The sequence below is a fragment of the Eubacterium sp. AF22-8LB genome (assembly GCF_003458715.1).
Taxonomy (GTDB): Bacteria; Bacillota_I; Bacilli_A; order Erysipelotrichales; family Erysipelotrichaceae; genus Holdemanella.
The window spans coordinates 1-15,179 of record NZ_QRVI01000037.1 but is presented as its reverse complement, the minus strand read 5'-3'; the positions used below and the strand labels follow the sequence as shown (position 1 = coordinate 15,179).

Here is a 15,179-nt window from a genome sequence, read left to right as displayed (position 1 = left end):
GTGCTCATCTATATTACCAAATACTTTATTCTTTGTAAACCCCTTTTTTAAAAAAATTTTTAAAAAAAGAAAAGAAGATTCATTCAGCTCCGTCAAACCTACTAAAATCTTCTTCTCCAAAGAAATTTGTTTTGCATACTATATTGATTCGCGCTATCATGTATTGCTTGTTATTCTTACAAGTTTTCAAGTATTTCAAACAAATTCATAAAGCCCTTTAATTTAGCTTTATCTACACCTTTAGTTTACTGAAATTTAACACTTTTTTCAATATGAAAAAGCATTATTTTTGATAGAAAATTTCCATCAAATCCATTAAAATAAACATGGTGATAAAAATGAATGAATTATTATATGAACAATGTCGATCTTTAATAGATCCAACCCTTCCAAACATCGCAAACATTTCTAATTGTATTGCCTTACTGTATCATGAAATGAACCATATCAACTGGTTAGGTTTCTATATTTGCGACGACACAAAACAAGAATGTACCTTAGGTCCTTTCCAAGGTAAAGTAGCCTGTACAAGAATTCCATACGGCAAAGGTGTTGTAGGAACATGTGCATCTACTTCAACAACACAGCTTGTACTCGATGTACATCAATTTCCGGGTCATATTGCCTGTGATTGTGCCAGCAATTCAGAAATATGTATTCCTATAAAAAAGGATGACAAGAACCTTGCCATCCTAGATATTGATTCCTTTGAATATGCGAATTTCTCAAAAACCGATCAAGAACAATTAGAAAAAATCGCACAATTATTTATTGAACTTTTCTAAGTGCATAAATAAAATCTAAATCCGATTCGCTCTTTAAAACATCTAAACCATCCAAGATATCTTTAGCCAAAGCTTCATCCACTACATTGACAAGAAAGGATTTTGTCAATCTTCGTTTAGAATGGAGAAAAGCCCTTTGAACGATAGTCTTACCCAATTGAAATTCATGCGCAAATGCCTGTACCAATAAACTCTTTTCTGGATTCACCCCGATTAGAAGGTTACAGGCATTTTTTTCATTGCATAATGCTAGACTGCCCTTAAAAGTTAATGCATCATTGACATCCACCTTCAATAAAGAGTCATCAAAATTGCCCCAATACGCAAAACTATAAACAGGATGATTCGAACGATATACATCTTTATAGTGTAAAAACAAATTCGTACAATCCTTATATACTTCACTCGGTGTATATAATGCATGGTAACCCGGAAGATTTTCTCGTACATCCTTCCATGCTTCGAATGGATATTTATTCTCAAGACAAGCAGGGTCTAAACAAGAATATGAAAAACATGGCATATATAAACAACCCTGATCTGTAATCAACTCCTGCAAAGTTTCAATCAACATTTGATAGTCCCCTACCAAACCACTATATCTTGATAAATCAGCTTCTAATAATACAAAGCTTCCCTTTTTAATTCCTAAATCGATGAATATTTGTTTAAAGTCTTCTTTTGTATAAATTTCCATGCACTTATTCTAACTTTTATTTATAGCTCTGGCAAGTTTTAACCGCCTTTTTCCAATTTGAATACAATTGATCCATTTCTTTTGATGTCTTTTCAGGAACAAATTCCTTTTGAAGATCGACACCCAATTCATCAAGTGTCCAATATCCACAAGATAATCCTGCAAGATAGGCAGCTCCTAATGCCGTTAATTCATTCGTCTTAAAACGTTGCACAGGCATTTGTAATAAATCACTTTGGAACTGTAATAAGAAATCATTGGCTGCTGCTCCACCATCTACCTTTAATGAGGATATATTTATTTGACTATCCTGTTTCATTGCATCTAAAACATCCTTTGATTGGTAAGCCATTGATTCTAAGGCTGCTCGTACGATATGGTTTTTATTTGCTCCAAAGGTCAAACCTAAAATACTGGCCTGACAAGCATCATCCCAATATGGTGCTCCCAAACCTACAAAAGCAGGAACAATATAGACACCATTGGTATTTTCAACACTTTCAGCCATAGCCTGTGTTTCCTTTGTGTTTTCAAACAACTGCATCTGATCACGAAGCCATTTCATCAAGCTTCCTGATACGAAAATACTTCCCTCCAACGCATAATCTACCTTATCACCAATTTGCCATGCCACAGTCGATAATAAACCATTTTTTGAATGAACGATCTTATCTCCTGTATTCATCAACATAAATCCACCTGTGCCATAAGTATTCTTGATCGAGCCTGCTTCGTAACAGCCTTGACCAAATAAAGCAGCCTGCTGATCACCTACAACTGAGCAGATTGGAACCTCTTGTCCAAAGAAATGATAGGATGCCGTATTACAATATGCATACGATGTTGGCTTTACTTCTGGAAGCATTTGTCTAGGAATATCGAATAAATCCAATAATTCTTCATCCCATTTTAAATCACGAATATTAAACAACAAAGTACGACTCGCATTGGATACATCCGTAATATGTGTTTTTTCTCCGGATAGCTTCCAAACAATCCAGCTATCCATTGTTCCAAATAATACATCGCCTTTTTGTGCCTTTTCATAGACATCTGGATTATGATCTAAAATAAAACGAATCTTACTTGCAGAAAAATAAGGATCAATACGAAGTCCTGTTTTTTCCTTTACAATTTTTTCATAGCCCTTTTCTTTCCAATTATCACATATACCTTTTGTCTGTTTTGACTGCCAAACAATAGCCGGACTTACCGGAAGGCCTGTATGTGCATCCCATAATACACTTGTCTCTCTTTGATTACTAATGCCAATAGCCGCTACTTGTTCTGGACTGATCTTACTTTTTAAAATAACCTCACTCATTACAGCTAAGCATGCCAGCCAGATTTCATTGGCATCTTGTTGCACCCAGCCTGGATGCGGATAGGATATTGTCGTTTCTTTTTGGGCAATTTCAACCACATTTGCCTGCTTATCAAATAAAACAGCACGCGTACTTGTAGTACCGTGGTCAATTGCTAAAATATATTTTTGCATAGAATAAATCTCCTTATATGTCTTATTTTATTCTTTTTGTAAGCCCTTTACAAGATTTCCTATACAAAATAAAAGAGATGTCAAAAAACATCTCTTAGCTACGAAGTGTTGCGTTGCAATCCTTTTGAATATGCTCAAGAATAGCTTCAAACACTTGGTTAAGTTCTTCTTCTTTTAATGTATGAGAATCCGACTGGAATGTGATTGAAAGGGCAACTGATTTTTCATCCTTGCTTACATGTTCACCTTCGTATACGTCAAATACTTCTACATCACGAATGATCATTTCTTTATTTAAACGACCTTGCTTATTAATTGTATCTACAACCTTTTGTACTGGCATTGCACGATCTAAAACGAATGCCAAGTCACGAGACACACTTGGATATTTTGAAACTGGAGTGAATTTGATTTTTGATTTCTTTACATCAATCAATGCATCAAAATCAATTTCAGCCATTACAATATTCTTTCCATATTGAGGATGGATATCACCTAATAAACCAACACAATCTTTTCCAAGCATGATCTTCGCACTGCGATATGGATGGAAATGTTCTGTATCCATATTGTTTTCTACAAAAGAAATTCTTTGAGCTGCAATACCAATTTGTTCTAAGAATGCTTCAACCAAGCCTTTTAGTGTATAGAAATCACTAGGTGTTACATCATTAGTCCAGCGAGTTTGCTGTAAGTTTCCACTCATCGCAATTGCCAAATGCATTTTAGCTCCACTGACACCAGCAACATCACTTAATTCAAATACATTGACATCTTTGATATTACGTGAACGGTTATATGAAACAACATCTAATAAACTAGGTAAAATGCTTGTACGAATATAACGACGTTCTTCGCTCATTGGACTTGCAAGTTCAATTGCTTCATCCTTATTTAAGATCGCATTATCCTTCTTTTCTGTGCTGATCAAAGTATATGTTAAGCAATCCTGTAAGCCTTGGCTGCACAAAAATTGGCGTGCCTGACGAATCATTTGTTGCTTATATGTTAATTTACCTTCTGTCATAGGCATTACTGGTAAAGTACTTGGTAAACGATCGTATCCCAACATACGAATCACTTCTTCACTTAAATCAGCCATACCTTCCATGTCTGTTCTTGAGCTTGGAATATGACAAGTGATTGTTGTGTCGGTTACTTCTGGTTCAAAGTCTAGACGTGCAAATACATCCACAACTTCATCTAAATTAAAGTCGGTACCTAAACGATTGTTGATTGCTTCTAAAGTACATGTGATTGATTTTGGTTCGTAAGGAACTTGTCCATATTGTACAGTTTCTTCAATACCATCAGCATCAGCATATTCAATCAATAATTGAACGGCACGATCCAACGCTTTCTTACTTGCCAAAGGTTCAATTCCCTTTTGGTAGCGGACACTTGCATCCGTTGAAAGATTCAAACGACGAGCTGTATTACGAATCGCAACATGATCAAAGATGGCACATTCAATAATAATAGAATCTGTCGTGTCTAAGATTTTAGAGTCATCTCCACCCATAACACCAGCAATACCGATTGGCTTACCTTGATTTGTAATCACAATATCTTCTGGCTGTAAATGATAAGTTACACCATCTAATGCTGTATATTCTTCATCAAAGCCATCCGCTACAACAATACTTTGACTAGGTAAAGACTTCGCATCATAGAAGTGCATTGGCTGACCTGTTTCTAACATAACGATATTCGAAATATCAACAATATTATTGATTGATTTTACACCACTGGCAGCTAATAATTCTTTCATCCATTTTGGACTTTCTTTAATCGTTAAATGGTTAATAACTTTTCCATAGAACAAAGGACACTTGTCTGTTTTACTTTCTACATGCAATTGACTAGGAACACCTACATCACTAGCACCTGCATATTCTGGAAGTTTTACTTCACGATTTAAGATAGCTCCAGCTTCTTTTGCCATATTGAATGCAGCTAAACAATCATTACGATTTGGTGTTAAACCAATATCTAACACTTCATCATCTAAGCCTAAATAGCCTAATGGATCTGTATTTCCTACAGGTGCATCAGTTGGCAATACTTCAATTCCACTTTTTTGTTCATCATTTAAGCTAGAAGGATCCACTCCAAGCTCTAATAGTGAACAAATCATTCCATTACTTTCAACGCCACGAATAACACCGTTCTTAATTTCTCCGCCAGGTAAAACTGCACCTGGTAAAGCTACAATGACATTTTGTCCAGCAGCGACATTGGGTGCGCCACAAACAATATTTACAACTTCATTTCCAATATTGACAGTTGTGCAGTGCAAATGATCACTGTCTGGGTGATCCACACATGTTTCAACATGTCCAATCACTAAATTTGTTCCTTGTGATAAATGTTCAATACCTTCTACTTCAAAGCCAGCATCCGTAATACGTTTTGCCATTTCTTCAATAGAAAGATCTTGTACATCCATATATTGACTAAACCATTTTCTTGAAATACGCATCTTTAAATCCTCCTACTCATAACGCTTGAACGTAGAATTGAATCGTTTATCATTTGTATAGAAATGACGAATATCATCAATACCATATTTCAACATTGCAACACGCTCAATTCCGACACCGAACGCAAAACCACTACATTTTTCTGGATCATATCCAGCCATCTTTAATACGTTTGGATGTACTTCTCCTGCACCTAGAATTTCAATCCATCCAGTGCCTTTACATGTTGGACATCCTTTTCCGTTACAAATATGACAAGAAACATCCACTTCTACACTTGGTTCTGTGAATGGGAAATAGCTTGGTCTAAAACGAATTTGACGGTCTTGGCCAAATAATTTTTTAGCCATGAACTCTAAAGTTCCTTTTAAGTCCGCTAAAGTGACTTTTTCACCAATAACTAAGCCTTCCATCTGCATGAACTGGTGTGAGTGTGTCGCATCATCATCGTCGCGACGGTATACCTTACCTGGACATACAACCTTGATTGGTAAATTTGGTGCACTTTCTTCTAATACAACCATCTGGATAGCTGTTGTGTGCGTTCTTAATAAACGATTTGGATCAATATATAAAGAATCCTGCATATCACGTGCTGGGTGATCCTTAGGAATGTTGGCTCTTTCAAAACAATATTCATCATCTACGATATCATCACCTTCAATAACCTGATACCCTAAACCAATGAATAAATCCTCTAATTCTTGGCGAACAAGGTTTAATGGGTGAGCATTACCTAATTCCGGTTTACGTCCTGGTAATGTGATATCGATTTTTTCAGCTTCAATCTTTTTCTGCATTTCTAAAGCTGCCAATTGTTCTTTCTTTTCTTCAATCATTTTAGAAAGATCTTGTTTCAACTGGTTGACCTTTTGTCCAAAGATTGGTTTTTCTTCTTTTGACAAATCCTTCATGCCCTTCATCAATTCTTGAACAGGCCCTTTTTTTCCTAAATACAAGACACGTAGATCATTTAATGAAGATGAATCCTTCACATCTTGAATTTTTTGTGTAGCTTCCTGCAAAAGCTCTTCAATTGTTTTCATGTTGTTCTTCCTTTCCCTAAAAACCAAAAAAAGACGATGCAAGAACGACAAATGCCGCGTTACCATCTTGCTTCGTCTTGATAGACACACTTAATTGACCATGATAACCGTATGAAACGGAAGAGGTTTTAACTCTTGCTCAAAGGTGAATTCACTATTCCTACTTATATAAATCTTTCACCAAACGATTTATTCTCTTATCTAAGCGTTAAATAGCTACTATGTCTTCTCATTGCTTTAACATTAAAAATTATATCGAAGTCCATGTTTTTTTTCAAGCCGAAGTATGGTAAACTTTTCGTATGATTCAATCGGTAAACAATAAGAAAATAAAAGAATACGCCAAACTGATTCAAAAAAAAGAACGTGATAAAACCGGTCTTTTCCTAGTTGAAGGCGAACACATGGTTAAAGAAGCATTTAACGCAAATGCTCTACAGGAGTTATTTATACTTGAAAACATTGAATGTCCTGTACAATTCAATTATGAAACGGTAACGCAACCGGTATTAAATAAGTTATCTAATCAAAATTCAAATTCAAAGATGATTGGTGTATGTAAAAAACTAAGTTTAACTCCCATAAAAGAGGAAAATATTCTGCTTTTAGATAACGTACAAGATCCAGGAAATGTAGGAACCATTCTAAGAACCGCTCATTCTTTTGGCATAGATTGTATTTATATGTCAAAGGGCTGTGCCGATATCTACAATCCTAAAACAATTCAGTCAAGTCAAGGTGCTTTATTCTTTATCCCTGTCATTCAAACAGATTTAATAGAAGAAATTAAAAACCTTCAATCCAAAAATATCGAGGTTTACGCAACAGCTTTACACGATAACCATAAAGACCTTCAGGATATTAAGCCAAACGAAAAATACGCGATTCTAGTTGGAAATGAAGGTCAAGGTGTTCGCAAAGAATTGATTGACTTAAGTAATCACATTGTCAAAATTGAAATGGAAACTTTTGAAAGTCTAAACGTGGCCATTGCCGCATCCATTTGTATGTATACATTTAAATACGCAAAAAGGTAGCACTAGCTACCTTTTAATTTTTTCCATTCAATCAGCGAATAGATGGCACATATAAATTCTGTAACGACAAAGGCATACCATCCTATGTTAATACCAAAACATTTCATCAAGCCATATGTCAATGGAATCAAGATGACAAGTTGTCTAGCCAAAGTGATGACTAAAGAAGTATTTGCCTTATTTAAAGCCTGGAAGGCTGCACATAGCACCATACTGATACCGGCAAACACAAAGCTAAAGCTAATGATTTTTAATGCAGGAACGCCTAATCCATACATTTCTTCATTGGCACTGAACATGGCTAATAATTGTTTAGGGAATAATTGGAAAACAATCGTTCCTATAGCCATAATACCAATGGATAAAATCAATGAAAATTGAATCGCATCCATAGCTCGATCCTTTCGTCTTGCCCCATTATTATAGGCAACGATAGGAATCAAGGCATTGGTAATTCCAAGTACTGCCATATTCAAGAAGTTTTGCAGCTTATAGTAAACACTAAATACGGTAATGGCCATAGCTGATATTGGCGCTAGAATCATATTCATAAAGACTGTCATAAAGCTTAATACGGACTGCATTAAAATAGCTGGCACACCTACTTGATAGATGCGAGCTAAAATGTCGGTAGAAAAGCTAAAGTTAGAACCTTTAATTTCTAATGAATCAATCTTTTTCTTTGTGATCCAATACCCAATCATCATCCCACAAAATTGACCAATTACTGTCGCAATAGCTGCTCCAGTTACTCCCATTCTTGGTAGACCAAACCATCCAAAGATCAATATAGGATCTAGGATAATATTGATAATGGCTCCAGCTCCTTGCATAACCATGTTGTAAATGGCATTTCCTGTTGCCTGCATGACTCTTTCAAAGATGATTTGTACAAAGATACTGAAGGAAAACATCGTACAAATACGAATATATGTATTGGCTAGTGAAACCACATTTGAATCGGATGTAAACCATGATAAGAATACATTAGAAAATAGTAGGCCTAAAACCAAGAAGACAATTCCATTTAAAAAGCCTAATAGGATTCCATGCATCATTGTGTTATTCGCATAGTCAAATTTCTTTTCACCTAAGTATCGTGCCAATAGTGTATTAAAGCCAACGGCTGTACCACATGCAATCGCAACCATAATGGTTTGAACCGGATAACATAACGATACAGCTGTTAGTGCATCGCTTGAAATCTTGGCAACAAAGATACTGTCGACAATATTATATAATGCCTGAATCACCATTGAGATGATGATAGGCAAACTCATAGAAATCACTAATTGTTTGATTTCCATATGTTCCATTTTATTTTGTGTAACATCCATTAAAAAATACCTCCCCTATGTTTTGGCAGTTTCATAGGGGATACCAAAACGAAATAAATGCTAAAATAAGTTAATATATTTTTCCTATTTTGTCAAGTCAAGAACAGATTCACCAATTAGATTGGATGGCTTTGATAAATCAAAGTTATCTAGAATACTCGCTCCAATAGTTCCAAAGGAACTTGTATCATTCAATATACCATGTTCTTTCATACTTAGCGAATACATTAAGCATGGTACACACTCTCTAGTATGATCGGTTCCTTTATATGTAGGATCATTTCCATGATCGGCAGTTATGATCAATAGTGTATCGGAGTCTATCTCACTAAGTAATTGTCCTAATAAAAGATCAAAGTCTTCAAGCTCATCCCCGTAGCCAGAAACATTTCTTCGATGGCCCCATTTGGCATCAAAATCAACTAGATTGGTAAACAACAAACCAGTAAAGTCTGTTTTCATTTCTTCCATAGTTTGAAGCATACCCTCATGACTGGATGTAGAGTGAATACTTTTGGTTATGCCTTGTCCATTAAAGATGTCAGAAATCTTACCAATACCAATCACATCCAATGCGTTTGATTTTAATACATCAAGTACGGTTTCACTTGATGGAGACAAAGCGTAATCATGTCGATTGCTCGTACGTGTAAAGTGACCTACCGAATCTCCAATATAAGGGCGGGCAATAACTCTTCCTACCTTATATTCTGGTTTCAGCGTTATTTCTCGAGCTATTTGACAAACACGATACAATTCATCTAAGCCTGTCACTTCTTCATGCCCACATATTTGTAGAACACTATCAGCTGATGTATACAAAATCAATTTCTTTCCACCAGACTGAATCTCTTCCATGGCCAATTCATCTAAAATTTCTGTTCCACTTGCACTCTTATTTCCAATAAAGACATGGCCAGTTAATCTTTCTAATTCCTGAACCAATTCATCAGGAAAACCGTTTTCAGTAAATGTTTTAAAAGGTTTTGTCGTATGAATCCCCATCATTTCCCAATGACCTGTCATTGTATCTTTGGAACAACTTGCCTCATTCATCTTAAAAGCATATCCTAAAGATTGAGTGGATACTGCACTTGGATGAAGATTTCCTAAACCTAATTTATATAAATTGTCTATCTTTAAATCCGGGCGATATTCTAGGATATGTCCAAAAGTATCGGCACCTACATCATCAAATTCTTTGGCATCTGTAGCTTGTCCAATCCCAAAAGAATCAATAACGACACAAACTATTTTTTTGTATTTCATAAACGAATCGCACTTTCTAAGGCAAGTGTAATCATCTCATTAAAAGATGTTTGTCTTTCTTCGGCACTTAAGTGTTCATTTGTACATAAAGAATCCGATACAGTTAAAAGACAAGCCGCCTTTTTATTCAATACCTTGGCATTGTGGAATAGGGCAAAGCTTTCCATTTCGACACAAAGTGCATCGTGTTCTTCGACCATTTTTTCTGGTTGTTCCAAATCTTTTTCATAATAGAACACGTCACTAGAATGCGTATTTGTTTCTACAACAGGAATTGATACCTCTTTACTCACAGATTCAATTAAATTATTTAAATCTTCATCCGGATACTGCATCGTAGCCGTATCACCACTTTGTGCTAGTGCATAAGTTGATTCTGAATAGGCACCTTTCACTAAAGCCACAGACTTCATCGGTAATTTTTCAGAATAGCTTCCTGTACTTCCGACACGTATAATGGCATCTACATTATAAAATTTGAACAGTTCATAAGAATATATTCCCATACTAGCCATTCCCATTCCAGATCCCATAACAGATACGCGTTTTCCTTTATAGGTACCTGTATATCCGAGCATGCCTCGTACATCATTAAATAAAACAGGATTTTCTAAAAAATTCTCAGCAATTAATTTTGCTCGTAAAGGATCGCCTGGCATTAATACGACTTTTGCGACATCTTCTAAATTTGCTCTATTGTGTGCTGTTGACATAATTTTCCTCCTAAAAAATAAAGACCAGTCGAAGCTGGTCTTTCCATCTTAATATTGTCCTGGGTTATACTTAAATGCATTAGGTACAACATGATTTGGATCATACTTCTCTAAAATTTTACCATATCTTTCACGATAATCGTTGTCGATTTCCAATTGAGGAATGACTTTTGTTCCCTCTTCAAAGAAGTGCTTTGATCCACGTCCCATTTCTTGTCCACGTCTAGTGTGTTTATCTAAGGCGATATCTGGAACTTCCATAATTTTTCCCATGGCTGCTTCTTTAATAATAATATTCTTTAAATAATCACTTGAACGATCCTTTGTACTAGCACAAAGCAAACGAATTGCATGAATAAAATACATTGGTTGATCGCCATCATCATAAGCATATGTTTTACGTACTTCATTTAATGTGTTGACTTGCACAGCAGCCTGTAAATTTCCAAAGCCAATATCTTCGACTGAAATTGTTAGTAATCGACGCCATAGTTTATCAAGAAACAAAGGTCCTGTGATATATAATTCATATGCAGCTTGACATGCTTCTTCTACTTTATTGCGTCGAATGCTTTTTTGAAGTGTAGAAATCACTTCATCTGCAGCTAAGCCATTTCTTGTTTTTGCGGCAGCCCAAATATTATATGACATATTCTCGTACACTCACTTTCCATTAATATTGTTCTGAACTATATTTGAATGCATTCTCAACAACATGATCTGGATCATATGTTTCAAGAATCTTTCCATAGCGTTCACGATAATCATTATCGATTTCTAATTGTGGAATTACTTTTGTAGCTTCTTCAAAGAAGTGTTTCGATCCACGTTCCATTTCTTGTCCACGTTTAGTGTGTTTATCCAATGCGATATCTGGTACTTCTACCACTTTTCCCATGGCAGATTCTTTAATAATGATATTTTTCAAATAATCACTTGAACGATCTTTCGTACATGCACAAAGCACGCGAATCGCATGGATAAAATACATTGGTTGGTCCCCGTCATTGTATGGGAAGTTCTTACGCATTTGATCTAATGCATGAATTAGAACAGGGACATTTAAATCTCCAAATCCAACATCTTCAACTGCGATTGTTTCTAGACGAGACCACATTTTGTCTAAGAAGACAGGTCCTGAAGTATATAATTCATAAGCTGCTTGACAAGCTTCTTCAACTTTTGCACGACGAATATACTTCTGCAATGAAGATTGTACTTCGTCAGATGGAAATCCATTCTTTGTCTGAATGTCTGCCCAAATTGTCATTTTATTTGCCTCTACTTTCTATCAATAAAATTATTTCTTGAATTAAAGTCTTTATTGTTTCTGCTGACATAAGCTGATCTTCCGCATGCGCCATCAACATTGTGATTTGTGGTTCCTGCGTATTCATTTCCTGCTGTAACAATTGAAGATGGGCTTCGTGGGCTTGTGAAAAACTCTCATCTCCGTTTGACATTGATTGTTCGTAAGCTGTTTGATCGTTTTCACGATAATATTTAAGAGCTTCTAAATAACTTGACTTTGCTAAACCGGCATATGTGATGACCTGCATAGCAACTTGTGATATTTGTTCAACGTTAGCCATATTACCCCAATAATTTTTTTGCCATTTCAATAGCAGCAGCTCCATCTGCCATTGCGTATGCTCTAGGTTCAATACTTGCAACTGGAATATTTAATTGTTGATGAATTGAATCAACCGCAAAAACCAATTGTGGACCTACTAAGCATACATCCCATTTACCCACTTCATTTTTGATTGAAGCATTAGCCACTGCACTCACTTCAATATCTTCACCTGTTTTTTCAGCGATATCTCTAATTTTTTTCACAAGAATTGAACTTGACATTCCTGCATTACAGCATAACAATATTTTCATTTTGATTTCCTCTTTCTATTTTAGTTCAGGCCAATATGCTTTATTTGCCTCAATAAAATCATCTAAGATTTTTCTTGCCACATTGGCATTTGGAACACATTTATTTAAAGTTAATGCCTGCAACATTTTCAAATAACTATGCTGCTCATACGCATCAACTACAAGTTTTTCACAATTGACTTGTTGTTCCATTAATCCCTTTTGGAAATGTGGAATTTCACCCACCGTTAGTGGTTCATAACCATCTTTTCCTACAATACATGGAATTTCGACCATAGCATCGTTTTCAAAGTTAGAAATCGCTCCGTTATTCGGAACAATCAACAACATTCTTTCATGTGTGTTAAAAGCTAAAGCAGTTGCTAGATCCACAATAAATTCAGCATGAATACCGATTTGTAGTGTTGTATCTTTAGCTGTTTGAGCCTTTTCAATACGAGCACATTCACCAAATACACGTTTTTCTCTTGTATCCACAACTTGATCGGCACGAGTATAATTTGGATCTGTATGTGCCACCATATCATCTCCAAACAAATAATATTGGAAATATGAATTTGGACACATTGTTGGATCTATTGAAATAATATCCTTTACCTTTTTAGCTGTATCAAACCATGAGCTATCTGTATAATTTGATGCATCATCATCAGCTAAACAGTTTCCATATTTTAACTGGTGTGCAATCAAGTCTTGAATATATTCTTTTCCATCCTTATCCTTGATTGATGTCCACCATCCAAAGTGATTCAATCCATAATAACGGATGCACATTTCTTTACGATTATTGAAACCTAAAATACGTGCAATTGTATGCTCCATACCGATTGGCATATCGCAAATGTTGATAACTCTTGAGTTTGGTTTAAAACGACGACATGCTTCTGCTACAATACTAGCTGGATTGGAATAATTTAACATCCACGCATTTGGTGAATATTTTTCCATATATTCAATGTTTTCCAATACACCCGGAATACTACGTAAACCATAAGCCATTCCACCAGGACCACATGTTTCTTGTCCAACAACACCATACTTCAATGGAATCTTTTCATCTAAAGATCGCATTCCAAGTTTACCTACACGAATATGTGCTAATACAAAGTCAACATCTGTATAGGCTACTTCAGGATCTGTTGTTGCGACATATTCAATAGTGGGATCTTTTTCTTTGATTAAGATTTCGCACGCCTTTGCGACATGATTTTGACGTTCTTCATCGTTATCATATAATTTGATACTTCTTAATGGTAAACGATCTAAGTTGTCTAACAACATTAAAATAATTTCTGGAGTATATGTACTTCCTCCACCTGCAATAACAATTGAAAATTTCTTCATTTTACTATCTCACTTTCTTTTCATAAGACAATAAATTGATACATATATTATGTTTGGTTTTATTGTTTTTTTTACTCTAACAATTTAAAACTATATAAGTTTTTAATGAAGACATCACTATCTTCACTTTGAAGAAGTTCATGCATATATTTTTTGTGTGAAACAATTTGGTTAAAGAATTGAAACAACAAGTTCATTTCATCGTTTCGTTTCTTTTCGAGTGCTAATAAGAATACGAGCTGCACTTGATTTCCATCATGTTCTAATGGCTTTTTCAGCAAGGCCACTTCGATACCTGTTTTATCGGCAAATGTAAACAGAGCGTGTGGAACCATCATTTGTGATCCTAAATTGGTTGGATAATTCTTTTCTCTCAACAAAACATCTTCATAGAATCCTTTTGTATCGGATATGAATCCTGATTCATGTAACTTTTGAGACATCTCTTGTAAAAGTTCTGAAAGCTCTTTTGTGTCTGGATATACCTTTACATGTTCCTTTTGAATATAACGATCTAATATCTTAGAAACACGTTTATTCATACGAATCATGTGAATCATTGAATTCAATCGTTCAATATCTTTGATTTCTGGCAACTTATCCATACTGAATACTTCAACATCTTTTAAGATAAGAAATGAATCCAACGTAATGACTAAATCAATGGATGTAAGATCCATCTTTTTCAAAGCTTCCTTATTTATGATATCTACAATCGCAATCTGGTTTTTAAAATACATTTCAAGCCATTGTGTCAACAATTGTTTAACGCTATGGCGCTGACTTGTGACAACGATTGTTTTAAGTTTTACATTTTCATTCTCTAAAAATTGTGCCACATATACAGTTAAATATGAAATTTCATCTTCTGTAACATAAACACGTTTGTATTTGAAAAGAATGGGAACAATCATCATGCTGATTTCAAACGCAAATGGAAACTTTGTCTTTACATCATCAACAATGGGATTTTTCAATTCATATCCACCAATAACTCGTCGATTCATAAACTCTATGTGCAAAAGCATTTTACTCGATAAAGTTTCCGATTCCTTTAAGTTGATTGAATATTTATCAAATACT

The 15,179-nt window shown here is 35.2% G+C and carries 16 protein-coding genes; 3 read left to right on the top strand and 13 right to left on the bottom strand.

The window, feature by feature from the left end; translation table 11 throughout:
• Both DWY01_RS11730 and DWY01_RS10630 read left to right on the top strand, forming a co-directional pair.
• A partial coding sequence (locus DWY01_RS11730) for a hypothetical protein (RefSeq protein ID WP_207658565.1) occupies nucleotides 1–211 on the top strand: 211 nt, incomplete at its 5' end.
• A gap of 127 nt (nucleotides 212–338) precedes the next feature.
• Nucleotides 339–785 carry a GAF domain-containing protein gene (locus DWY01_RS10630; protein ID WP_117996096.1) on the top strand — a complete coding sequence of 149 codons (447 nt, stop codon included), beginning with the start codon at nucleotides 339–341 and terminating at the stop codon, nucleotides 783–785.
• Here DWY01_RS10630 and DWY01_RS10625 read toward each other — a convergent pair.
• The 4 genes from DWY01_RS10625 to pheS form a co-directional block, all read right to left on the bottom strand.
• Nucleotides 769–1,482 carry an AAC(3) family N-acetyltransferase gene (locus tag DWY01_RS10625; RefSeq protein WP_117996095.1) on the bottom strand — a complete coding sequence of 238 codons (714 nt, stop codon included), beginning with the start codon at nucleotides 1,480–1,482 and terminating at the stop codon, nucleotides 769–771. The two genes, DWY01_RS10630 and DWY01_RS10625, sit on opposite strands and share 17 nt — an antisense overlap.
• 16 nt (nucleotides 1,483–1,498) lie before the next feature.
• Nucleotides 1,499–2,980, bottom strand: coding sequence for a glycerol kinase GlpK (gene glpK / locus DWY01_RS10620; protein ID WP_117996094.1), 1,482 nt, complete (start codon nucleotides 2,978–2,980; stop codon nucleotides 1,499–1,501).
• Nucleotides 2,981–3,074: 94 nt separating this feature from the next.
• Nucleotides 3,075–5,462 carry a phenylalanine--tRNA ligase subunit beta gene (gene pheT, locus DWY01_RS10615; RefSeq protein WP_117996093.1) on the bottom strand — a complete coding sequence of 796 codons (2,388 nt, stop codon included), beginning with the start codon at nucleotides 5,460–5,462 and terminating at the stop codon, nucleotides 3,075–3,077.
• A gap of 12 nt (nucleotides 5,463–5,474) precedes the next feature.
• On the bottom strand, nucleotides 5,475–6,509 hold the full coding sequence (pheS, locus tag DWY01_RS10610) for a phenylalanine--tRNA ligase subunit alpha (RefSeq protein ID WP_117996092.1): 1,035 nt from the start codon (nucleotides 6,507–6,509) through the stop codon (nucleotides 5,475–5,477).
• Nucleotides 6,510–6,811: 302 nt separating this feature from the next.
• Between pheS and DWY01_RS10605 the strand changes: the two genes are divergently transcribed.
• Nucleotides 6,812–7,546, top strand: a complete 735-nt coding sequence (locus tag DWY01_RS10605) for an RNA methyltransferase (RefSeq protein ID WP_117996091.1) — start codon at nucleotides 6,812–6,814, stop codon at nucleotides 7,544–7,546.
• A 2-nt stretch (nucleotides 7,547–7,548) separates the two neighbouring features.
• On the opposite strand, the gene DWY01_RS10600 is transcribed toward DWY01_RS10605, so the two are convergent.
• The 9 genes from DWY01_RS10600 to DWY01_RS10560 all read right to left on the bottom strand — a co-directional run.
• A complete protein-coding gene (locus DWY01_RS10600; RefSeq protein WP_117996090.1) occupies nucleotides 7,549–8,883 on the bottom strand; it encodes an MATE family efflux transporter in 1,335 nt (444 codons plus the stop codon).
• Nucleotides 8,884–8,967: 84 nt separating this feature from the next.
• On the bottom strand, nucleotides 8,968–10,152 hold the full coding sequence (locus DWY01_RS10595) for a phosphopentomutase (RefSeq protein ID WP_117996089.1): 1,185 nt from the start codon (nucleotides 10,150–10,152) through the stop codon (nucleotides 8,968–8,970).
• On the bottom strand, nucleotides 10,149–10,865 hold the full coding sequence (deoD, locus tag DWY01_RS10590) for a purine-nucleoside phosphorylase (protein ID WP_117996088.1): 717 nt from the start codon (nucleotides 10,863–10,865) through the stop codon (nucleotides 10,149–10,151). Before deoD ends, DWY01_RS10595 begins: the two co-directional genes overlap by 4 nt.
• A 48-nt stretch (nucleotides 10,866–10,913) precedes the next feature.
• Nucleotides 10,914–11,516 (bottom strand): hypothetical protein, encoded by a 603-nt coding sequence (locus DWY01_RS10585; RefSeq protein WP_117996087.1) that lies wholly within the window; start codon nucleotides 11,514–11,516, stop codon nucleotides 10,914–10,916.
• Nucleotides 11,517–11,538: 22 nt separating this feature from the next.
• The gene (locus DWY01_RS10580) at nucleotides 11,539–12,135 is read right to left on the bottom strand and encodes a hypothetical protein (RefSeq protein ID WP_117996086.1); all 597 of its coding nucleotides are present in this window, start codon (nucleotides 12,133–12,135) and stop codon (nucleotides 11,539–11,541) included.
• A 1-nt stretch (nucleotide 12,136) separates the two neighbouring features.
• Nucleotides 12,137–12,457, bottom strand: coding sequence for a PTS lactose/cellobiose transporter subunit IIA (locus DWY01_RS10575; protein ID WP_117996097.1), 321 nt, complete (start codon nucleotides 12,455–12,457; stop codon nucleotides 12,137–12,139).
• A 1-nt stretch (nucleotide 12,458) separates the two neighbouring features.
• Nucleotides 12,459–12,752: a PTS sugar transporter subunit IIB gene (locus DWY01_RS10570; protein ID WP_117996085.1), complete on the bottom strand. Its 294-nt coding sequence runs from the start codon at nucleotides 12,750–12,752 to the stop codon at nucleotides 12,459–12,461.
• 15 nt (nucleotides 12,753–12,767) lie between these two features.
• The gene (locus DWY01_RS10565; protein WP_117996084.1) at nucleotides 12,768–14,096 is read right to left on the bottom strand and encodes a 6-phospho-alpha-glucosidase; all 1,329 of its coding nucleotides are present in this window, start codon (nucleotides 14,094–14,096) and stop codon (nucleotides 12,768–12,770) included.
• A gap of 71 nt (nucleotides 14,097–14,167) precedes the next feature.
• Nucleotides 14,168–15,179: PTS sugar transporter subunit IIA (locus DWY01_RS10560; RefSeq protein ID WP_117996083.1), on the bottom strand; the 1,012-nt coding region annotated here is incomplete at its 5' end.

Excerpts from the sequence above, each read along its gene's own strand:
- DWY01_RS10630 (WP_117996096.1), top strand. The coding sequence starts at position 339 with ATGAATGAATTATTATATGAACAATGTCGATCTTTAATAGATCCAACC.
- DWY01_RS10625 (WP_117996095.1), bottom strand. The coding sequence starts at position 1,482 with ATGGAAATTTATACAAAAGAAGACTTTAAACAAATATTCATCGATTTA.
- glpK (WP_117996094.1), bottom strand. The coding sequence starts at position 2,980 with ATGCAAAAATATATTTTAGCAATTGACCACGGTACTACAAGTACGCGT.
- pheT (WP_117996093.1), bottom strand. The coding sequence starts at position 5,462 with ATGCGTATTTCAAGAAAATGGTTTAGTCAATATATGGATGTACAAGAT.
- pheS (WP_117996092.1), bottom strand. The coding sequence starts at position 6,509 with ATGAAAACAATTGAAGAGCTTTTGCAGGAAGCTACACAAAAAATTCAA.
- DWY01_RS10605 (WP_117996091.1), top strand. The coding sequence starts at position 6,812 with ATGATTCAATCGGTAAACAATAAGAAAATAAAAGAATACGCCAAACTG.
- DWY01_RS10600 (WP_117996090.1), bottom strand. The coding sequence starts at position 8,883 with ATGGATGTTACACAAAATAAAATGGAACATATGGAAATCAAACAATTA.
- DWY01_RS10595 (WP_117996089.1), bottom strand. The coding sequence starts at position 10,152 with ATGAAATACAAAAAAATAGTTTGTGTCGTTATTGATTCTTTTGGGATT.
- deoD (WP_117996088.1), bottom strand. The coding sequence starts at position 10,865 with ATGTCAACAGCACACAATAGAGCAAATTTAGAAGATGTCGCAAAAGTC.
- DWY01_RS10585 (WP_117996087.1), bottom strand. The coding sequence starts at position 11,516 with ATGTCATATAATATTTGGGCTGCCGCAAAAACAAGAAATGGCTTAGCT.
- DWY01_RS10580 (WP_117996086.1), bottom strand. The coding sequence starts at position 12,135 with ATGACAATTTGGGCAGACATTCAGACAAAGAATGGATTTCCATCTGAC.
- DWY01_RS10575 (WP_117996097.1), bottom strand. The coding sequence starts at position 12,457 with ATGGCTAACGTTGAACAAATATCACAAGTTGCTATGCAGGTCATCACA.
- DWY01_RS10570 (WP_117996085.1), bottom strand. The coding sequence starts at position 12,752 with ATGAAAATATTGTTATGCTGTAATGCAGGAATGTCAAGTTCAATTCTT.
- DWY01_RS10565 (WP_117996084.1), bottom strand. The coding sequence starts at position 14,096 with ATGAAGAAATTTTCAATTGTTATTGCAGGTGGAGGAAGTACATATACT.